General features: G+C 62.3%; 17 protein-coding genes. 9 read left to right on the forward strand and 8 right to left on the reverse strand.

Going from position 1 to position 19,483, the window contains the following annotated elements:
• Window positions 1-51 precede the first annotated feature (51 nt).
• From ACFO3A_RS03960 to ACFO3A_RS03995, 8 genes are all read right to left on the reverse strand, one after another.
• On the reverse strand, window positions 52-714 hold the full coding sequence (locus ACFO3A_RS03960; RefSeq protein ID WP_377724170.1) for a cytochrome c oxidase subunit 3 family protein: 663 nt from the start codon (window positions 712-714) through the stop codon (window positions 52-54).
• Window positions 675-2,273, reverse strand: coding sequence for a cytochrome D1 domain-containing protein (locus ACFO3A_RS03965; protein WP_377724172.1), 1,599 nt, complete (start codon window positions 2,271-2,273; stop codon window positions 675-677). The genes ACFO3A_RS03960 and ACFO3A_RS03965 overlap by 40 nt, the downstream gene beginning before the upstream one ends.
• Entirely contained in the window at window positions 2,266-3,516 is a 1,251-nt protein-coding gene (gene nirJ, locus ACFO3A_RS03970; RefSeq protein WP_377724173.1) for a heme d1 biosynthesis radical SAM protein NirJ, read from the reverse strand. The genes ACFO3A_RS03965 and nirJ overlap by 8 nt, the downstream gene beginning before the upstream one ends.
• 18 nt (window positions 3,517-3,534) lie before the next feature.
• Window positions 3,535-4,014 (reverse strand): siroheme decarboxylase subunit beta, encoded by a 480-nt coding sequence (gene ahbB, locus ACFO3A_RS03975; protein ID WP_377724175.1) that lies wholly within the window; start codon window positions 4,012-4,014, stop codon window positions 3,535-3,537.
• Entirely contained in the window at window positions 4,001-4,507 is a 507-nt protein-coding gene (locus ACFO3A_RS03980) for an Lrp/AsnC family transcriptional regulator (RefSeq protein ID WP_377724176.1), read from the reverse strand. The genes ahbB (ACFO3A_RS03975) and ACFO3A_RS03980 overlap by 14 nt, the downstream gene beginning before the upstream one ends.
• A gap of 85 nt (window positions 4,508-4,592) precedes the next feature.
• Window positions 4,593-5,591, reverse strand: a complete 999-nt coding sequence (ahbB, locus tag ACFO3A_RS03985; protein ID WP_377724177.1) for a siroheme decarboxylase subunit beta — start codon at window positions 5,589-5,591, stop codon at window positions 4,593-4,595.
• A gap of 3 nt (window positions 5,592-5,594) precedes the next feature.
• Window positions 5,595-6,800 (reverse strand): cytochrome D1 domain-containing protein, encoded by a 1,206-nt coding sequence (locus ACFO3A_RS03990; RefSeq protein ID WP_377724178.1) that lies wholly within the window; start codon window positions 6,798-6,800, stop codon window positions 5,595-5,597.
• Window positions 6,801-7,157, reverse strand: coding sequence for a c-type cytochrome (locus tag ACFO3A_RS03995; RefSeq protein ID WP_377724179.1), 357 nt, complete (start codon window positions 7,155-7,157; stop codon window positions 6,801-6,803).
• 161 nt (window positions 7,158-7,318) lie between these two features.
• Between ACFO3A_RS03995 and cobA the strand changes: the two genes are divergently transcribed.
• From cobA to ACFO3A_RS04040, 9 genes are all read left to right on the forward strand, one after another.
• Entirely contained in the window at window positions 7,319-8,140 is an 822-nt protein-coding gene (gene cobA, locus ACFO3A_RS04000) for a uroporphyrinogen-III C-methyltransferase (protein ID WP_377724181.1), read from the forward strand.
• Window positions 8,141-8,200: 60 nt separating this feature from the next.
• Window positions 8,201-9,688: a ribonuclease G gene (rng, locus tag ACFO3A_RS04005; RefSeq protein WP_377724183.1), complete on the forward strand. Its 1,488-nt coding sequence runs from the start codon at window positions 8,201-8,203 to the stop codon at window positions 9,686-9,688.
• A gap of 127 nt (window positions 9,689-9,815) precedes the next feature.
• Complete coding sequence (locus ACFO3A_RS04010; RefSeq protein ID WP_377724185.1) at window positions 9,816-11,387, forward strand: Fic family protein; 1,572 nt, start codon at window positions 9,816-9,818, stop codon at window positions 11,385-11,387.
• A gap of 123 nt (window positions 11,388-11,510) precedes the next feature.
• Window positions 11,511-11,789 carry a BrnT family toxin gene (locus ACFO3A_RS04015; RefSeq protein WP_377724186.1) on the forward strand — a complete coding sequence of 93 codons (279 nt, stop codon included), beginning with the start codon at window positions 11,511-11,513 and terminating at the stop codon, window positions 11,787-11,789.
• The gene (locus ACFO3A_RS04020) at window positions 11,776-12,057 is read left to right on the forward strand and encodes a BrnA antitoxin family protein (RefSeq protein ID WP_377724187.1); all 282 of its coding nucleotides are present in this window, start codon (window positions 11,776-11,778) and stop codon (window positions 12,055-12,057) included. Before ACFO3A_RS04015 ends, ACFO3A_RS04020 begins: the two co-directional genes overlap by 14 nt.
• 401 nt (window positions 12,058-12,458) lie before the next feature.
• On the forward strand, window positions 12,459-15,722 hold the full coding sequence (locus tag ACFO3A_RS04025) for a TonB-dependent receptor domain-containing protein (RefSeq protein WP_377724188.1): 3,264 nt from the start codon (window positions 12,459-12,461) through the stop codon (window positions 15,720-15,722).
• Between the two features lie 88 nt (window positions 15,723-15,810).
• The gene (locus ACFO3A_RS04030) at window positions 15,811-16,722 is read left to right on the forward strand and encodes a Slam-dependent surface lipoprotein (protein ID WP_377724189.1); all 912 of its coding nucleotides are present in this window, start codon (window positions 15,811-15,813) and stop codon (window positions 16,720-16,722) included.
• 143 nt (window positions 16,723-16,865) lie between these two features.
• Complete coding sequence (locus tag ACFO3A_RS04035; RefSeq protein ID WP_377724191.1) at window positions 16,866-18,377, forward strand: surface lipoprotein assembly modifier; 1,512 nt, start codon at window positions 16,866-16,868, stop codon at window positions 18,375-18,377.
• 61 nt (window positions 18,378-18,438) lie between these two features.
• Window positions 18,439-19,473, forward strand: coding sequence for an ABC transporter substrate-binding protein (locus ACFO3A_RS04040; RefSeq protein ID WP_377724192.1), 1,035 nt, complete (start codon window positions 18,439-18,441; stop codon window positions 19,471-19,473).
• The last annotated feature ends 10 nt before the right edge of the window (window positions 19,474-19,483 follow it).

The raw sequence follows: 19,483 nt of genomic DNA on the forward strand, positions 1-19,483 counted from the left end.
GATAAACGATGCTGAAAGTCTTTTATTTCAAGCGGAATGTGCTATGAAAAATCAGCGCAACACGTACACCAGCGGGAACAGGATCATCCACAGCAGATCGACCATGTGCCAGAACACGGTGACGCTCTCCAGCGTATGGCAGTTCTCGGGGGTGTACCGGCCGTTGCGCGTGGGCGCCCAGACCAGGGCGAACAGCACGCAGCCGACCAGGGCGTGCAGGAAGTGAAAGCCCGTCAGCATCACGTACAGCATGTCGAAGGTGTTGCCGGCAAAGTCCAGGCCCGTTTCCCACTTGTGCCAGTACTCGATGCCTTTGACCACCAGAAAGCCGATGCCCAGCGCCAGCGCCCCCAGCAGCCAGTAAGAACCCTGGCGGCTGCGCCGGGTGCGCACGGCATGCAGGGCCCAGGCCGCGCAGGCGCTGGCGCTGACCAGCAGCACGGTATTGACCGCGCCCGACCACAGCGCCAGCTTGGCCTGCCCGGCGGCAAACACCTCGGGCTGGGCCAGCCGCGCCCCGGCAAAGCCGATGAACAGGATGGCGAAGGTGGTCATCTCCAGCAGCACCAGAAGCCAGATGACGAAGTCACCCGGCAAGGTGGCTGCCGCCGCGCCCGGGGCGGCAGTGCTGGAAGATTTATTTTCCGTCGATGTTTTAAAAGACGGGTTGGGCGTCAATGCGAGGTGCCCTCGCTGCGTGATATCTTGTTCCATACGTTGTATTTGCCCACCGGCTTGACCATGGGCAGACGCTTGACCTCCTTAAAGTTGCGAGCGTCCAGGACGATGATAGCCCCGTCCATTTCCCACACGCTGGCCAGGGCGTAGCGACCATCCTTGGTGAACTCGATGTGCGCCAGGGTCTTGCCCGGCTCGCGCACCTGGGCCACCGGCTCCAGCGTGCGCTTGTCGATGATGGTCAGCGTGTCCTTGGCGGTGGGGCTCATCATCGAATCCGTCCAGGCGTAGGGCGTGTTTTCATGGCTGCGCATGAAAAAGCCCGCGCCGGGCGTGGGGATGGTGCGCACGGTCTGCCAGTTCTTCATGTCGATCACGTCGATGGTGCCGCCGCCCAGGTTGGGGCTGGCCAGCACCGTGGTGTCCTGGTAGGCAAAGGTGATGCCCGAACCCAGGTGCGGCATCCCGGCGATGGGCAGGTCGGCCACTTTCACCCGCGCATCCAGGTTCACCACCTGGGCGCTGGGCTTGCCGTCGCCCTTGCGCGGGCGGGTGGCGCCCAGGGCGTGCTGGTAGCTCTGGTCGAAGAAGAAGTCGTCCAGCGGTTCGCTCAAAGGCGTGCGGCGCACGTTCAGGTAGCCGGATTTGGCGATGCCTTCCTTCATCTTGTAGTCATGCACCAGCCCGTCGTAGATCGGCGCGGCGTTCTTGTCGTAGGAGATTTCCCAGATTTCCGGGATGTCCTTGAGCGCCACGACAAAGCTGTTGCGCGGCGTGGCGTCGTACACCGCCGAGGCGCGGGATGTCGCCTTGCCGTCCTGCGTGGCGGCGTCGTAGGTCTTGACCAGATTCAGGTCGGCATCGAACAGCGCCAGGGTGTGCGGCAGGTAGTTGGCCGCCATGACCCATTGCCCATCGCCGCTGACGGCGACGTTGCGCATGTTCAGGCCCGCCCGCACTTCGGCCACCACCTCCAGGCGGTACAGGTCGTACTTGGTGATCCAGCCGTCGCGCGAGCCGAAGAAGACGTAGCGCCCGTCCGGGGTGAACTTCGGCCCGCCATGCAGGGCAAAGCGGCTCTGGAAGCGCTTGATGACCTCGAACTTGTCGCCATCGAGCAGCGAGACATGGTGGTCGCCCCCTTCCACCACCACGAACAGATTCATCGGGTCGGCCTGCCACAGCGGCGTGTCGGGCGTGCCCGCTGGCAATGGCGTGGCGATGCGCGAGGCGGTGATGTCCGCCTCCGTCCAGCGCGGCGCGGGCACGACCGGGGTGCGAATCCAGTCGGCCAGCGCCTGGATTTCCGCCCCCGAGAGCTGGTCGGCAAAGCCCATCATCTGCGTGGCCTGGCGGCCTTCGGTAATGACGCGCAGCACTTCCGGGGCGCGGGTGCGTTCCAGGCTTTCGGGCAGCAGGGCCGGCCCCATCAGGCCGGTGCGCTGCTCGCCGTGGCAGCTGGCGCAATGCTGCTGGTACAGGGCGGCGGCGTTGATGGTGGCTGCCGGTACGGCGGTTTGTGTAGCTTGTGCCGCTGCGGCGCTGGCCAGGGCGGTCAGGGCCAGGCCCAGCAGGGGAGGGAGCAATTTACGCATGGTCAGTCTCCGGGCTACGGCTGCGGGTGATGCGGGAAGAAGTACGGGAGGAGGATGAGCGCGAGGCCGGGGCCTCGAACGGCGTGCTGGCCGCGCCGACTTCCTCGTCGGTCAGGTAACAGCCGGGGTCTTCGAACCAGGGGTTGCCGGTGAGCTGCTGGGCACGCACGCGGGTGTTGCCGTTGCAGATCGCCAGATACTTGCAGCCCGCACAGCGTCCCTCGACCGGGCGCGGGTGCTGCTTCAGCCCCGCCATCAGCGGGTCGGACGTGTCGTTCCAGATTTCCGAGAAGGGCCGCTCGCGCACGCAGCCCAGGTCGTGGTGCCACCACATGGTGTCGGGGTGGACGTGGCCCAGGTTGTCGATGTTGGCCACCATCTGCCCGCTGGCGTTGCCGCCCCAGCGGGTCAGGCGCTCGGCCATGGCGGCTTCCCATTGCGGCAGGTGCTGGCGCACCCAGTGCAGCAGGAAGGGGCCGTCGGCATCGTTGTTGCCGCTGACGTAATCGTCCATGCAGCCGGCCTGCGCATCCGCCCAGGCGCGGTCGAACAGCAGGTTCATGGCGGCGCGGGTGGACTGGTGGTGGGCATCCTTGTCGCGGTGGATGTTGCCGCGCCCGGCGTAGTTCAGGTGCGAGAAGTAGAACTTGTTCGCCCCCTCGTCCTTCATCAGTTGCAGCAGATTGGGCAAGTCGTGGGCGTTCATCGCCGTCATGGTGAAGCGCAGGCCCACCTTGACGCCAAATTCGCCCAGAAAGCGCACGGCAGCCAGGCTGCGGTCGAACGCGCCGTCCAGGCGGCGGAACTTGTCGTGCGTGGGTTTCAGCCCGTCCAGGCTGATGCCCACGTAGTCGAACCCGGCCTGGGCGATGCGCTGGGCCAGGGGCCGGTCGATCAGGGTGCCGTTGGTGGACAGGCCGGTGTAAAAGCCCATCTCCCGCGCCCGGGCGGAGATGTCGAAGATGTCCGGGCGCAGCAGCGGCTCGCCGCCCGACAGAATCAGTGCGGGCACGCCGAAGCCCTTCAGGTCGTCCATCACCGTGAACACTTCGGGCAGGCTCAGTTCGCCCACGTAGTCGTGGTCGGCGGACAGGGCGTAGCAGTGCTTGCAGGTCAGGTTGCAGCGGCGGATCAGGTTCCAGATCACCACCGGGCCACGGGCCTGGCGCTCGCACACCTGGGGGTAGCAGCCGGTTTTTTCGGCCTTTGCCAGTTCGCGCATGTATTGGCTGATACGAAACATGAGAGGCTCCTTTGCTCGTTAATCTTTCAGGCGCAGGCCGGTTTTTTTCAAAATCGCCGTGGAATAGAGGATGTCGTGGCTGCGGCAGGCGCTGCCCAGAATGGCCGCTACCTCTTCGGCCTGGGCCTGCACCGCTTCCCGGCTGGTGCCGTGCAGCATGGCAAACAGGTTGTACGGCCAGTCCGGCAGGTGGCGCGGGCGGCGGTAGCAGTGCGAGACGCCGGGCAGCAGGGCAATTTTTTGGCCCAGCGCGGCCACCTGGGCGTCGTCCACGTCCCACACGCTCATGCCGTTGGCGGTGTAGCCCAGGCGGTAGTGGTTGGGCACGGCGCCGATGCGGCGGATCAGGCCGCTGGCCAACATGCTGGCCATGCGCTCACGCACCTGCTCGCCGCTGACGCCCAGCATGGCCCCCACGGCTTCGTAGGGGCGGGCCACCAGGGGCAGGCCGCCCTGGGTGGCGGCGATCAGGGCACGGTCAAAATCATTCAAGGCCATCGTCGGCTCCTTGGCTGGCCAGGGCGGGCAGGCGCAGCTCGACAAAAAATTCTTCTTCCTTGGGAAAGGCATACACCGGCAGGCCCGCCGCCTCCTGGATGCGGGCAATGGCGTCCTGCGCCAGCGCCGGGGTTTCGGCGGCGACGACGAACCACATGTTCAGCCGGTGCGTGCGCCGGTAGTTGTGCGCCACCTCGGGGAAGCTGTTGACGATGGTGTTCACCACGTCGAAGCGTTCCTCGGGCACGGCCAGGGCGGCCAGCACGAACTGCCCCCCGGCGCGTTCGATCTGGAACAGGGGGCCGAAGCGGGTCAGCACGCCTTGCGCCAGAAGCTGGTGCAGGCGCTCGATGACGCGGTCTTCGCTCCAGCCCAGTTGCGCCCCGACGGTGGCAAACGGGCGGTCGTCCAGGGGAAAGCCGCCGTGCAGGTGGTTGATGAGCTGGGCATCGGCGGGCGTCAGGCCCAGGAGGGTGGAAGGGGGAGTGGGCATAGTGCTTATCTGGTACAAATTTAATATCTGCTTGCGCTGGATATATAAGGATTCAAGGCATAAAGCATTCTGAAATCAAGGTATATCAAGCGGTAGCAGCTATCGCTTGAAGAGTATTGGCAAACCGCTGCGCCCCGGTCTGCTTGAAGCGGCGCAGGGAAAACAGGGTGGCCCGGGGCACTTCATGCAGGCGGGCGTGGGCCATGGCCTGTTCCACCGTCTGCAACACGGCAGCGCGATCACGCCCATGCACCATGCAGTACAGGTTGAAGTTCCAGCCCGCCGCCCGTACGCGCTGGTAGGCCAGCGTCACGCCCGGCACCTGGGCCAGGGCCAGCCCGCAGGCATCCACCTGGGCGGCCGGCACGTCGAACACCGTCATGGCGTTGGCGGAAAAACCCAGCTCGTGGTGGCGCACGACGACGCCAAAGCGGCTCATCTGTCCGGCATCCAGCCAGGCTTGCAGGCGTTGCAGCACGGCTGCCGTGCTGCACCCCAGGGCGCCGGCCCAGGCATCGAAGGGCTGTTCGACCAGCGGCAGCCCCTGCTCGGCCAGGGCCGCCAGGGGCCAGTCCTGCGCTGCCAGGGGGGCGGCCCAATGCGTGGCCCCGCTGGCGGTGGATTGCTCCTGGCGCAGGTCGAACCCGGTATCGATGCGGTAGGGCCGCACCATGGGCAGGCGCAGCACTGGCAGACCGGTGGCCGCCTCGATGCCTTGCAGCAATTGCTCGACCTGGGCGGCATCGCTGCCCGTGGCGACGAACCACAGATTCACCGGGTGTTCGCGTTCGTAGTTGTGATTGACCCCGGCAAAGCGCGAGACGATGGCCGCCACAGCCTCCAGCCTTGCGGGCGGCACCGCCATGGCCGCCAGCAGCGAAGCGCCGCCCGCGCCGGGGGCAAAGACGGCGCCGATGCGGCTCAGCGACCCGCGCTCTTGCAGTTGGGCATAGCTGTCCAGCACCTGCGCGGTCGGCACTTGCTCGGCCCGGGCAATCGCCGCGAAGGGGGCCGCGCACAGCGGAAAGCCGCGCTGCCAGTGGTTGAGCAGGGCCAGTTCGGTCGGGCTGTGGGGCTGCTGCATGGCCTAGAACCCCATGCGCTGGGCGCGGGCGGTAAAGAAGATGCCGCTGGGCGCATCCACATCCAGGCTGGCCTGCAACTGGCGGGTGTGGGTATCGAACACCTGCACCTGGTTGCTGTCGCGACAACTGATCCACACCGACTCGCCCCGGGGGGTGAACTCCATGTGCAGCACGGCCTTGCCCGGCTCGATGGTCTGCACCACTTGCTGGCTGGGGGTGTCGATGACCTGCACGCGGTGGTAATCGGGCACCGAGAAGTTCACCCACACCTGACGGCCATCCGGGCGGGCCATGACGAACACGGGCTGGCCCGCCACCGGGATGCGGCCCACTTCCTGCCAGGTGGTGGTATCGACGATCAGCACCTCATGGCGGCCAATGGCCGGCAGATAGGCGTGGTTGCCCGCAATGGCCCAGCCGCGCAGGTGGGGCATTTTGTAGACGGGCAGGGGCTGCTCCCCGCGCCCGTAGCCGCCCAGAATGCGCCGTGCCTGCGGCTGCGCGGCCCACAGATCGACCATGGCCAGGCCATCTTCGCCAAACAGCCCGGCAATATAGGTGCGGCCATTGGGCGAGAGCAGGGCGTCGTAGGGCTGCTTGCCGATGTTCTCCAGCGTGGTGATCCGAGGCTGGCGCGGGTCGCTGCAATCGGCAATGCAGATGGCGCCCGCATCGAACAGGCTGTAGATAAAGCGCTGCTGGGGCAGGTCGGCCAGCCCCACCACGCGCGAGCGTTCGCCATTGGGCATGGTGGCGGGCACGTCGGCCAGAAGCTCCAGCGTGGCGGCATTGAACACCTTGATGCCGCCGGGGGTGTAGTTTTGCGCCACCACCAGCGAACCATCGGCACTGATGGCTCCGCCAATCGAATTGCCCGCCTGCATCACGCGGTGGGTGATCCGCTGGGCCAGGATGTCCACGCGGGTCAGCCCCCCGTCGCGCCCAAAGACAAAGGCGTAGCGGGCATCGCGCGAAAACACCACCGAGGCGTGCGACAGATCGCCCAGCCCCTCGACCCGGCCAATGGCCTGGCGCGTGCTGGTGTTGATCAGCGTCAAGGCGCCCTTGGCGCGTTCGATGACGACACCCAGGTCGCCCGTGCCCTGCACTTGTGCAGCTGGGGCTTGGGAAGTCGTGCGGCTGCTGGCGCAGCCCGTTGCCAGCAGGCTGGCCCCGGCGGTAAGCGTGAGTAAAGCGCGGCGTTGCATTTAATGGGCACTCCTATGTTCTTCGGGGAAACCTTGGAAAAGTTGTTCGGCAATCCATTGCGCCTCCTGGGGCGAGAGCATGGCGCTCCACGGCGGCATCGGGGTGCCGGGAATGCCGTTGAGGATCACCGCTTGCAGGTACTCGGGCGGCTTGTGGGCCAGGGCCTCGCTGGTCAGCGCCGGGCCAAGCCCCCCGGTCAGGCGCATCCCGTGGCAGGAGCCGCAGTCTTGGCGCACCATGTGCTTGAGCGCCTCGACGCGCTGCGGGCCGGGCGAGGGCGCTTCCGCCCACACCGCGCCGGCGGACAGCGCCAATACGGCGCCCCAGGCCCAGCGGGAAAATAACGATCGGGTCATGGCAAATCCTTCGGCTCAGGCCAGACTGCCGGGGCAGTTCTGGAACAATTCATGGCTGTCATCGTGCCGTGGCAATAGGGAATAGTCCTTAAACTGGTTCAAGGACGCCTGCCACGAATCTCAGAACAATGCCTTCACCCCATTGCCAACAAGGAAAAACCATGGATTTTGTTGAAGATGCACGCTGGTTCACACCCAGCGCCGAGCACAGCGGACCAGGGCATGTGACCCTGATCGGCGCAGGCCCGGGCGCAGCCGATCTGCTGACGCTGCGTGCTGCCAAAGCCCTCGGTCAGGCGCAGATGGTGCTGTACGACAACCTGGTCAGCAAGGATGTGCTGGCCCTTGTCCGCCCCGGGGCGGAATTGATCTACGTCGGCAAGGTGTCCTCGCACCACACCTTGTCGCAGGAATCCATCATCGACCTGATGGTGCGCCTGGCGCAAAGCGGGCGCAGCCTGGTGCGCCTCAAGGGCGGGGACGGCTACATTTTTGGCCGGGGCGGGGAAGAGGCCCAGGCCCTGGCGCAAGCGGGCCTCACCTTCGAGGTCATCCCCGGCATCACCGCCGCGCAGGGCGCGGGGGCCTGCGCCGGCATTCCGCTGACCCACCGCGACTACGCCGCCACCCTGGTGTTTGCCACCGGGCACCTGCGCGGCAAGGACGAAGTGGCGCTGGACTGGCAAACCCTCTCGCGCCCGCGCCAGACCGTGGTGATCTACATGGGCATCGGCACCCTGCCCATCATCTGCCGCGAGCTGCTGGCCCACGGCCTGGCCGGCGACACCCCGGCCGCGCTGGTCGAACGCGCCAGCCTGCCCGACCAGCGCTGCGTGACCGGCACCCTGGCCCGATTGCCGCAACTGGCCCAGGACGAGCGCATCAAGGCCCCGGCGCTCATCATCATCGGCCACGTCGTGCGCCTGCACGAGCAGCTCTATCCTGCGCAAACATCCGCACCGGCATTGCAGGCAGTGCTTTGAAAAAGGCCATGAGTTTCAGGCATGATCGTCGCTGATTCATGCCTGAAACCCGGCCTTCCCATGCAACAACAAGACATTCTCATCAACTGGGCACCCCAGGAAACCCGCGTCGCCATCGTCGAAAGCGGCGCAGTGCAAGAGCTGCACATGGAGCGCACGCTCGAACGCGGTCTGGTCGGCAACATCTACCTGGGCAAAGTCGTGCGCGTGCTGCCCGGAATGCAGTCGGCCTTCATCGACATCGGCCTGGAACGGGCCGCCTTTTTGCACGTTGCCGACGTCTGGCACCGCCAGGAGGGCGGCGAAGCGCCCATGTTCACCCGCGAAGCGCCCGAACCGATCGAGCGCCAGGTCTTCGAAGGCCAGCCCATCATGGTGCAGGTCATCAAGGACCCCATCGGCAGCAAGGGCGCCCGCCTGTCCACGCAGATCAGCATTGCCGGGCGGCTGCTGGTGTTTCTGCCGCAGGACGACCACATCGGCATCTCGCAAAAAATCCCCCTGCAAGAGCGCGACGCCCTGCGCAAGCGCGTCCATGCCCTGGCCCACGCCAGTTGCACCCAGGAGCCGTGCGGCGGCTTCATCCTGCGTACCAACGGCGAAGAGGCCACCGACGCCGAACTGACCGAAGACATCGCCTACCTGCGCAAAACCTGGGCGCAGATCAAAACCGGCGCTCAAACCCAGCCGCCGCTGTCGGTGCTGCACCAGGACCTGAACCTGTTGCAGCGCGTGCTGCGCGATCTGGTTGGCGAACACACCAACAGCATCCGCATCGACTCGCGCGAGCAATTCGACAAACTGCTGGCCTTTGGCCGCGAATTCATGCCCAGTGCGGCAGAAAAATTGCAGCTCTACAAAGGCGAACGGCCCATCTTCGACCTCTACGCCATCGACCAGGAAATCACCAAGGCGCTGGGCAAGCGCGTGGACTTGAAATCCGGCGGCTACCTCATCATCGACCAGACCGAGGCGCTCACCACCGTGGACGTGAACACCGGCGGCTTTGTCGGCGCCCGCAATTTTGACGACACCATCTTCAAAACCAACCTGGAAGCCGCCCAGGCCATCGCCCGGCAACTGCGCCTGCGCAACCTGGGCGGCATCATCATCGTGGACTTCATCGACATGGCCCACGAAGAGCATCGCGAGCAGGTGCTGGCCGAATTCAAGAAACAACTCGCCCGCGACCGCGTGAAGACCATGGCAGGCAATTTCTCCCACCTGGGGCTGGTGGAAATGACGCGCAAGCGCACCCGCGAATCGCTGGCCCACATGCTCTGCGAACCCTGCCCCGTCTGCCAGGGCAAGGGCAGCGTCAAGACCGTGCGCACCGTCTGCTACGAAATCCTGCGCGAAATCCTGCGCGAAGCCCGCCAGTTCAACCCCAAGGAATTTCGCATCGTCGCCCACACCGACGTGATCGATCTGCTGCTGGAAGAAGAAAGCCAGCACCTGGCGGGCCTGAGCGACTTCATCCAAAAGCCCATCTCCCTGCAAGCCGAAGCCGGGCTGGGGCAGGAGCAGTACGACATCGTGCTGCTGTGACGTTCAGGCCGTTTGAAGAGGGAGCGGTTGCCCGCCAGGGCCGGTGCTTTGCAAGAAAAATATCGTTTTAGATTAGTTTTGCCAGTTTTCTAGCAAAATAAGCGGCTTCATAGCGAAATTGCACGCCATGTCCGACACCTTATTGGGCTTTCACCGGCTCGCGCAGCTCTACGGTATCCAGTTGGTACAGCCACTCTTCACCCGCAGCCGTTTCGGGTCGGTGCGCCAGCGCGAGGCGGAGGCTGGCGGGGAGGTGCGTACCTGGACGGCGCAATACCAGCCCGCAGACAACTTCCGTGGGCACTTCGAGTTCGGCTTGAAGTATGAGCGGCTGAATTTCGAGTTCTTCTCGCGCTTGTTCCATCGGGTCGATCCGCAGGAAGTTGCGGCGTGGGTGAGGGATGCACCCACCGGGAGCTACGCCCGGCGTGCCGGGTTCTTCTATGAATGGTTTACCGGTCGGCAACTCGCCGTGCCGGATACGGCGCCGAACGTAGGTTACGTCGATGCCATCGACGCCCGGCAGTACCTGGTAGCCCAACGTCCGGATCGTGTCCGGCGCTGGCGCGTTAATGACAACCTGCCGGGTGTGCGTGACTTCTGCCCAATGATTTTTTTGGGTGAGCAGGCGCAGCGTGGCTGGCTCTATGACGTGGCGGCAGGTGTCCAGTCGCTTGACGCCACCTACGGGCCGGAGCTGTTGCTGCGCAGTGCGGCTTGGCTGACCTTCAAGGAATCGCGGGCCAGTTTCGCCATCGAGCATGAGGCGGACAAGCAGGACCGGGTGAAACGCTTTGCGGCAGCAATCGGCACGTACAGTGGCCGTATGGCCGATCCGATGGCACCGGAGCAACTGCTCATGCTGCAGCAGACCGTGCTTGGCGAAGCGGCGTTGCGCGTCGGTATCCGCCAGTCGCCGGTGTTCGTCGGGGAGCGCAGTTTCACGGGCGAGATCATCTACTACATCGCTCCATCCGAGGAATTGGTGGACGGCATGCTCGATGCGCTGCGCAGTTTCGAGGCCCGCACGCGGGGCGTGAACCCGGTGGCACGTGCAGCGGCCGTGTCGTTCGCCTTCGTCTACCTGCACCCACTCGCGGACGGCAATGGACGCATCCACCGCTTCCTGATCAATCACCTGCTCGCGGCGGACAAGGTGGTGCCGGCGAACATCATCGTCCCGGTCTCGGCGACGATCGCCGGCTCTGCCAAGGGGCGTGCCGACTATGACCAGGCCCTGGAGGCTTTCTCCCGGCCGTTCATGCAGGTCTACACCGATGCCTACCGCTTCGGGCCGAAACGGCTTTGCCCGGATGGTGTCGAGACCAACTTCGAATTCCTTCAAACCGAGGACGCGCAGCATGCCTGGCGCTATTTGGACATGTCCGAGCAGGCACGTTACCTGAGCGGGGTGCTGCGCCAAACGGTCGAGCAGGAGATGGCCCAAGAGGCGCTGGCACTGCGCCAGTACGACGAGGCGCGGGTGGCAATCAAGGATTTCGTCGAGATGCCGGATACGGACGCCGACCGCATCATCCGCTCACTCAAGAAGGGCGACTGGCAGGTGAGCGGCAAGCTGCGCAAGACCCTGCCACAGATCTTCGCGGAGGACGGGGCCTTCTATGCCAAGCATGCGCAGATCATTGCCGCGGTTCGTGCTGTATTCGAGGGCAAGCGGCCCGAAGCCGAGGAAGACTAGCCCAGCGCCCCCCACCGTCACACCCGCGCAGACGGGTGTCCAGCAGCGGCGTGGACAGTGTACGCGGCGGTGATTTAGACAAGACCGCCACGGAAAAGAAATAAACATAACTACAATAAACCCATGAACATCACGTTCGACAGCGCGAAAGACGCCATCAATCAAGCCAAGCACGGTATTTCATTGGCCGATGCTGCTGGTTTTGAGTGGGAAAGCGCCATAGTCTGGCCGGACACCCGCAAAGATTATGGGGAGGCCCGCATGGTAGCGCTGGGGTATATCGACCAGCGCATCATGGCGATGGTGTTCACTGATCGCCCTGCCAACCAGCCGACCGAGCGCCGGATCATCAGCTTGCGCAAGGCCAACAGCCGAGAGGTGAAACGCTATGCCGAAACTTAAACCGCAAACCATCCTGCCCACAGCCGAGGAAGACGCCGCCATCACTGCCGCCGCAATGGCAGACCCCGATGCCCAGCCCTTCACCGATGCCGAATGGGGGCAGGTCAAGCCCCAGGCCCGGCGTGGCCGCCCGCTGGGCAGCGGCACGAAGATGCAAGTCACCCTGCGCCTGGATGCCGAGGTACTGGAGTACTTCCGCTCGACTGGCGCCGGATGGCAGACGCGGGCCAATGAAGTGCTGCGCAATTGGGTGAAGCGTCACGTCTGAGTAGTGTGGGGAGTCCACTCCCTTCCCACCGTCACACCCGCGCAGGCGGGTGTCCAGCAGCGGCGTTTATTGGGCGCACTGGATTCTCGCCTGCGCGGGAATAACGAGGGGGAGGGCGGGAATGCCGGGGGATGAGGGGAACCGGGTATGAATACTACAAATAAGAGAGCATTCACTGCTTAAAAATAAACAACATCAGCGAAAAATAACCAAAAAACCTTTAAACAACAAGCACAACAAGCTCTCTTTTTGATACCGGAATACAAAAATATTTTTTTCGTGACTTAACAATTATCAAGAACGATTCGTCTCTTCATTTGAAAGAATGCGCCAGTTCTTGCAGTGCAGCAGAGGGGCTGACAGCAAGGAAAACTTCCACATTCTTTTAGACAAGAGGCGAAATGAGAATCAATCGAGAGGTCAAGAGGGCGGGTTTGCGCCGCAAGGCAAGCGCCGTATCCACAGCGGTGGCGCTGGTGTGCCTGCACACCGGCATGGCGTACGCGCAGGAGCGGGCGGCGGAACAGGCTGCTGCTGACGACGGCTGGCGTGCCCCGGCGGCCAGTGCCAAGGCGCACAACGCGGCCACGGCGGGCAGCAAGACCTTGAACGAAGTCACCGTCACCGGCGAGCGCAGCGCCGACGAAAAAGGCCGTGACGACGTGTATGACAAAAACGTCACCACCGTGTACCAGGGCCGGGAGGAGCTGCAACGCTTCCAGGCCGCCAACCCCGGCGACGTATTCAAAGGCATGGATGGTGTCTACAGCATGGACACACGCAGCAGTCAGGCTATTACGCCCAACATCCGCAGCATTTCCGGCGAAGGGCGCGTGCCGCTGACCATCGACGGCACCGAGCAGTCCACCAACATCTGGTTGCATATGTTTGGTGCTGGCAACCGCAGCTACGCCGACCCGGCACTGTTCCGCAGCATCGAGGTGGAAAAAGGCCCGTCGCTGTCGCGTGGCATCAAAAGTGGTGTCGGCGGGGCGGTGAACATCCGCACCATCGAGCCGGGCGACATTATTCCCGAGGGCAAGAAGTTTGGTATGGAGTTCAAGGCAGACACTTCCAGCAACAGCATCAAGCCCAGCATTGACGCCAATTCCTTCTTTGGCAAAGACTACAAGACGATTCCCGGTGCCCGCCGCCAGGACGGCACCAATGTGATCATTCCCACCGAGGTGCGCAACAAAGGCAATGGCGAAAATTTCAATTTCGACAGCCATTCCGGGATGCTGGCCATTGCCGCTCGTAATGAAATCACGGATTTTCTGGCCTCCTACAGCAAGCGTACCCAGGGTAATTATTTTGCCGGCACCAAAAATGCGGATAAGTACAAAGGCCACGATCCCTACGATAAAAGCAGCACGGACTCCTACATTCCCAATGTCACCAAATTGTATGAAGCAGGGGATGAGGTATTCAACACAGCCAGCGAAACAAAAACCACGCTGCTAAAAAACAATTGGTATTTACCGAATGAGCAAAAAATCGGCCTGCAATTCATGCGAACCGATATCAATTTCGGTGAAACCACACCCGGCGATTCCGTGCTGATGTGGGGCTACCGCGAAGCCTTGGAACGGGCCAAGCCAGAAATTGACTGGGCTAATGCGCCACGTTTTGTCGCAGAAAAACCCCACTCTGAAATGAAGGTCGATCGTTACAAAATTGATTATGAGTTCAAGCCGCAAGGTTCAAAATGGTTGAACCTGGAAACCAGCCTGTGGCATACCAAAACCACAGGCACCCGCTACCAGAGCGGTATTACTCCCTACGGGATTATTGTTGATGAGGATACCAAGAGAGCGCTGGACATTGACGAATGGGCGCGTACTGAATATCCAGAGTTAATGGAAGGCGTTCCCGTTCCAGACCATGATGGCACCATTCACTCCAATGGTCGTCAATGGACCAGCCATGACCGCATGGGCCTGGACTTCAGCAACCAGATACAACTGGCATCCAATCTGCAATTGACCGTGGGGGGCAGCTTTCAACGTGAGAAATTGAATGACCGTGTGCAAAAAAGTAATAGACAAAGCAACGGTTTTTTACCTGATGGGGCGCTCAATAATATGATTACCGACCGTGTCGGTCCTCGGGCCGGTGAGCGAAAAGAATATTCCGCTATGGCAAATTTCAGCTATCAACCGACGCCATGGCTGACATTGACGGCAGGTACGCGTTATATGCGTTACTCTGGTAAAGATACCGGTATTGCAGAACGTCTTCGTAACAAAGAAGAATTCTTTAAGGCGCAAAGAAAATTGGTGGGTGTTGAGCTGCAATGGGGTGAGGCAGTTAGTCCGGCAGATCTGCAAAAACTTTTTGAATTAAGTTTGCAATCAAACAATGCATGGAAGAATATAACCCAAGCGGATTACGATGCTATCCACAATGGTGTAATAACCCCTGCCTGGCAGGCAACCATAGATGCTAATAATGCGATGAATACATTTACCCAAGGGCGGCAGTTATGGAGTCCCCCCAACGACGGTACGCCCTATTGGAAGAATACCGTCACTCTCCCGGTAGTGGGGGGAAAACCTGATTCTTCGAACAATCCCTTTGCCCAAGGCAGCTGGGATATAAATGAAGCCGTAGATGGAACGATCAATCCATGGTTCACCCAGAACAGTGAAGTGGAATATACGGGAAAGAAGGTTCCAAAAATAATTCCCATCACCCCATACGGCGAGAAGGTTTACCAGCAATTGGATGCCGGTCAAGAATGGGAAATGCCTGAAGAGCAATCGGGCCATGCCTGGAGTCCGGTACTGAGTGCGACGGCCCGAGTGGGGAAGTTTGGCACTAGTTTTATCCGCTATGCCCAAACCACCCGCTTTCCCAATATCTATGAGCTGACTTCCAGCACTATTGTAGATGGCGCAGGCACCTTGGGCACCATGGCCATTAATGGCGCCAGCAAGCCAGAGCGCAGCATCAATTTTGAAATTGGCTACGCCCATAATCTGACGCAGTTCTTTCCGAATTTACAATTGGCCGATGCCCGTATCAGCTACTACAACACGGAAATCAAGGATTTTATTGATAGAACCAGTACGCTGGACACCATTCAGTTCGATAAAAAGAAAACCAGCGGGATCGAACTGCAATCGCGCTTTGACAGTGGGCGGTTCTTTGGCAGTCTGGGTGGCTCCTATCGGCTCAAGCAGCAGATTTGCGACAAGGATTACGCCAGCAGCATGGACTTTTATTACAACCGTATTCCTACCTGCATCACCGGGGGCTTTCCTGGCACATATAGCGGCAGCAGCCTGCTGCCCCAGTATTCCCTGAATATGGCACTGGGCACGCGGCTGATGAATGAGCGCCTGGAGTTTGGCTGGCGCGGTGTTTACCATGCCGGGGCAAAAAACAAACAGCTCAATGGTCTATTGGCTGATGGTAATACCCCTGGTGGTATGAATAGCGGCATTCGGGATATTTGGTTCAGACACGGTGGGGTGGATGCGTTCTATTGGAAGTCGGTATTTCTGCACGATTTGTATGCACGGTTTGAAGTCAATAAGAAAGTGACGTTGAACCTTAACGTGATTAACGCCACCGATGAATATTACCTGGATCCCATGGCAAAAACCGTCATGCCGGGGCCTGGGCGCACCATCACGGTCGGGGCAACATTCAAGTTTTAATTTTTTTATCTTGTTTTTCGTAAAAAACGAGTCCACCCTTTTGTTCAACCCTAACTTTCTCTACTTTTTTAATTTAAAGGATATTTGTATGAAAAAATCCATGATCGCCATCTCCGTAATGGCTCTGATCGGCAGCGGCGCTGCTATGGCCGCATCGGGCGGCACGTCCAATCCCGCCGGTGTGGCAGTGGGCAATTCCAACCACATCATGTTCGGCGGCGGCAATTCCGGCGTGGCATTGAATGGGGCCGGTTCTTATATTGATCTGGCCGGCGGCCCGATCAAGGGCTCCAACACGGCGATTGCCGCACGTGGCAATGGCACCATTCTGAAAGCCACGGACATGGGCCTGCCCCTGCCCATTGATGTGGCCCAGGTTTGGAAGGCTTCGGCCACCCAGGGTACGTCCAAGTTCGTGATCAACAGCGTGCGCCAGATCACCACCCTGTCTTTCGCCCCGCAGTTTGGCGGTCTGGTGATCGGGCAGGTGGCCAATGCCAGCGGCGTGCCCCTGGCCGTGGGCAGCGGTGTGTATTTTGGTGAGTGGGCGCCCCGTGCCGCCGGTACGCCCCCCAGCAACAGCACCGACCTGAACATGGGCAGCAACAACCGCACCGTGTGGTACGTGGGCGATAACCCCACCACTTCCATGCCCACACTGACCAATGCCACGTACAACGTGATCGGCATTCAGGGGGTCGGCACGGCGTCCAACAACCTGCCCACAGCGCCCAAGCTGTATGGCGGTACTTTGACGGCTAACTATGTGGCGGGTGGCTCCAACAACTTCCTGACAGGTTCCATCAACAACGGCACCAATACCGTGAGTTTTGCTGGCACGACCATTCTTGCAACTGGCAAGTTTGGCAACGGTCCTGGTGGGGCACCCGGAACAATCGAAGGTCAGTTCTACAACAACGCATCCGCGTTGGCTGGTATTTATAAAGTTGACGGAACCCCTGCCGCCAATGTTGCTTTCGGTGGCAGCCGCAGCAACTAATGCCTGAACTTAGCAAATAAGTCCCAAATGAAATGGAGGCCGGTTCCGCCGACCTCCATTTTTGTTGCCCGGCCCTGGAAGAGCCTGCGTGTCAGGGGATGCCAGGGCTGTTTTGTCGGGTATGGGGGCAGAAGGGGAGCGCAATGCCACACCAGAAATTGAACCAATTGAACCGTTTGCGCCCGCTGGCCTTGCTGCTGGCGCTGGCGCTGTTTGTGCCCACGGCGCGGGCCGATGAGGACGACACCCGCTTTTTGCTGCACCAACAGTCGCGCCAGGCGGCCGAGCGCATGGCCGGGCCGGAAGATGGCCTGGTGCTGCAAGCCCCGCCGGGGGCCTTGGTGTACGAGGGGCAGGTGCATGCCGTGCCCTCTACCGTGCAGGCGCTGGAGCCGGCGATCTACATCGCCATCAACACCGGCCAGTGGGAGCGGCTGGCTGAGTTTGTGAGCCGCTACCGCCTGCTGCAAGGCCACCGGCCTGCCCTGGCACACATGGCCCAGGCCTTGCTGGCCCGTCAGCAAGGCGACGTGGCGCAGGCGCTGCGCCTGATGCAGTCCGCCCAGGCGGCCGAGCCGCAGGATGCCCGCATTGCCCTGGAGCTGGCGCGGCTGCTGTTCGAGGACAACCGGGATACCGAGGCCCGCGCCGCCTTCACCCAGGCGCAGCAGGCCGGGCTACCGCAGACGGTGCAGGGCTTGGTGCAGCAGTACCAGCAGGCGCTGGATATGCGCGGCGGCTGGCACGGCAGCATGGCCGTGGGCCTGGGGCACAACAGCAATATCAACCAGGCCAGCGGGGACGTGACGTGTTTTCTGGAGCTGGCAGGGATGTGCGTGTTCGAGCGGCGCATGCCCGAGGCCATTCGCTCCGGGCTGCTCAATTACGAGCTGGCCTTGCAGCGGCGCTGGCATTTGGGCGGCAACCACAACCTGCAATTGCGCCCGGTGAGCTATGGCAGCTATTACCAGCGCCTGGATGAAAGGAGTGGGGCGGCCATCAGCGATTACGGCAATGCCACCAGCGTGCTGTACCTGGGCTACCAGTGGCTGGATGCCCGGCGCACCCTGAACGTGACGCCGTATGTGGAGCATTTCTACCGCAACCGCCACACCGACTATCTGGCGCACGGCCTGCAACTGGAAGGGCAGGTGGCGGTGGGCAGCCGCTGGCGGCTGGGGGCCACGGCGGACACCAAGCGCTATGTGCATACCGACGAGGGGCGGCGCGTCAGCGGCAGCGATTACACGCAGCACCAGTTCGGGCTGTCGGCCAGCTATGCGCTGTCGCCCCGCTCGGTGCTGTACGGCGGGGCGGACATGGTTCGCAAAAAATACTCCGTGGCCCAGGCCAGCACCCGCGACAAGGTGCTGCGGACTGGCGTCTACCACGGGTTTGCGGGCAAGGCCGGGCTGTTCGTGAACGCCACGGGCATCTGGCGCAACAGCCGTAGCGATGCGTTCGATGGCTTCTGGGGGGTGCGTCGCCATGACAGGCAGCAGGTATTCATCGCCAGCATCGGCGCGAACCACTGGAAAGTGGCGGGCCTGACGCCCGAACTGCGCGTGCGCTACAGCCGCAACCGCAGCAATGCGGATTGGGCCTTCAGCTTCGAGCAGACCGAGGTGAGCATGATGCTGCGGCATAATTTTTAATCAAAAGTAGAGCTGTTACCGCTTGCCAGATAAGCATTTGAATGGGTTTTTAATGAAAAATATGCACACACGATCGACACCTGCTTCCCCCCTGCGCCGCCGCCTGCTGGCGGGCGTAGGTTCTGCCGCGCTGGCTGCCAGTTGGCCGGTGCGGGCGCAGCAGGCACAGCACGAGCAGGGGCCACGGCAGCGCCTGCGGTTGGCGGGGCCGATGGCGGCGGTGTCTTTCCCGCTGCTGCGGGCGCTGGAGAGCGGGGCACTGGCGCCGCTGGCCGAGCAGGTGCAGTTCCAGGTCTGGAACAACCCCGACCAGTTGCGGGCGCTGGTGCTGGGCGGCGATGCGGATTTTGTGGCGGTGCCCAGCAACGTGGCGGCCAATCTTTACAACCGGGGGGCGCCGCTGCGGCTGCTGGACGTGTCGGTGTGGGGAATGCTGTGGCTGGTGTCGCGCAATGCGCAGTGGCAGACGCTGGCGGATTTCCAGGGGCAGGAGATTGCCATGCCGTTTCGCTCGGACATGCCGGACATCCTGTTTCAGCTCCTGGCCCGCAAGCAGGGGCTGGAGCCGCAGCGCGATTTCAAGCTGCGTTACGTGGCCTCGCCCCTGGATGCGATGCAGCTTTTGATTGCCCGGCAGGTGGAACATGCCTTGCTGGCCGAGCCGGCGATTTCCATGGCGCTGCGCAAGACGCGCTCGTTTCCGGTGTCGATGGTGGCGCCGCAGTTGTACCGCAGCGTGGATTTGCAGCAGGAGTGGGCCAGGGTGTTCCAGCGCCCGCCCGAGATTGCCCAGGCCGGCGTGGCAGCGGTGGGCGCGGTGCGCGAGGATGCGGCGCTGCTCACGCAGGTGCGCGACATCCTGGCCGACGCCCATGCCTGGTGCCAGGCCCATCCGCTGGAGTGCGGGCAGATGGCCCGGCGCCATCTGCCTTTGCTCAAGCCCCAGGCGGTGGCCGATTCCCTGCAGGCGGCGCCGGCCATCTGGCGCACGGCGGCCCAGGCACGGCCCGATCTGGAGTTTTTCTATACGCAACTGCTGGACAGCGCCCCCGCCCTGGTGGGGGGCAAACTGCCCGACGACGGGTTTTATTTCTGATGAAAGGCCG

The organism is Comamonas nitrativorans (assembly GCF_042654765.1).
GTDB classification, from domain to species: Bacteria; Pseudomonadota; Gammaproteobacteria; order Burkholderiales; family Burkholderiaceae_C; genus Comamonas; species Comamonas nitrativorans.

What these genes read in the sequence shown, in the direction of transcription:
- ACFO3A_RS03980 (WP_377724176.1), bottom strand. Translation starts at nt 4,507, where the DNA reads ATGCCCACTCCCCCTTCCACCCTCCTGGGCCTGACGCCCGCCGATGCC.
- ACFO3A_RS04010 (WP_377724185.1), top strand. Translation starts at nt 9,816, where the DNA reads ATGTCCGACACCTTATTGGGCTTTCACCGGCTCGCGCAGCTCTACGGT.
- ACFO3A_RS03965 (WP_377724172.1), bottom strand. Translation starts at nt 2,273, where the DNA reads ATGCGTAAATTGCTCCCTCCCCTGCTGGGCCTGGCCCTGACCGCCCTG.
- ACFO3A_RS04015 (WP_377724186.1), top strand. Translation starts at nt 11,511, where the DNA reads ATGAACATCACGTTCGACAGCGCGAAAGACGCCATCAATCAAGCCAAG.
- nirJ (WP_377724173.1), bottom strand. Translation starts at nt 3,516, where the DNA reads ATGTTTCGTATCAGCCAATACATGCGCGAACTGGCAAAGGCCGAAAAA.
- ACFO3A_RS04025 (WP_377724188.1), top strand. Translation starts at nt 12,459, where the DNA reads ATGAGAATCAATCGAGAGGTCAAGAGGGCGGGTTTGCGCCGCAAGGCA.
- cobA (WP_377724181.1), top strand. Translation starts at nt 7,319, where the DNA reads ATGGATTTTGTTGAAGATGCACGCTGGTTCACACCCAGCGCCGAGCAC.
- ACFO3A_RS04035 (WP_377724191.1), top strand. Translation starts at nt 16,866, where the DNA reads ATGCCACACCAGAAATTGAACCAATTGAACCGTTTGCGCCCGCTGGCC.
- ACFO3A_RS04020 (WP_377724187.1), top strand. Translation starts at nt 11,776, where the DNA reads ATGCCGAAACTTAAACCGCAAACCATCCTGCCCACAGCCGAGGAAGAC.
- ACFO3A_RS03990 (WP_377724178.1), bottom strand. Translation starts at nt 6,800, where the DNA reads ATGCAACGCCGCGCTTTACTCACGCTTACCGCCGGGGCCAGCCTGCTG.
- ACFO3A_RS03995 (WP_377724179.1), bottom strand. Translation starts at nt 7,157, where the DNA reads ATGACCCGATCGTTATTTTCCCGCTGGGCCTGGGGCGCCGTATTGGCG.
- ACFO3A_RS04040 (WP_377724192.1), top strand. Translation starts at nt 18,439, where the DNA reads ATGCACACACGATCGACACCTGCTTCCCCCCTGCGCCGCCGCCTGCTG.
- ACFO3A_RS03960 (WP_377724170.1), bottom strand. Translation starts at nt 714, where the DNA reads ATGGAACAAGATATCACGCAGCGAGGGCACCTCGCATTGACGCCCAAC.
- ACFO3A_RS04030 (WP_377724189.1), top strand. Translation starts at nt 15,811, where the DNA reads ATGAAAAAATCCATGATCGCCATCTCCGTAATGGCTCTGATCGGCAGC.
- ahbB (WP_377724177.1), bottom strand. Translation starts at nt 5,591, where the DNA reads ATGCAGCAGCCCCACAGCCCGACCGAACTGGCCCTGCTCAACCACTGG.
- rng (WP_377724183.1), top strand. Translation starts at nt 8,201, where the DNA reads ATGCAACAACAAGACATTCTCATCAACTGGGCACCCCAGGAAACCCGC.
- ahbB (WP_377724175.1), bottom strand. Translation starts at nt 4,014, where the DNA reads ATGGCCTTGAATGATTTTGACCGTGCCCTGATCGCCGCCACCCAGGGC.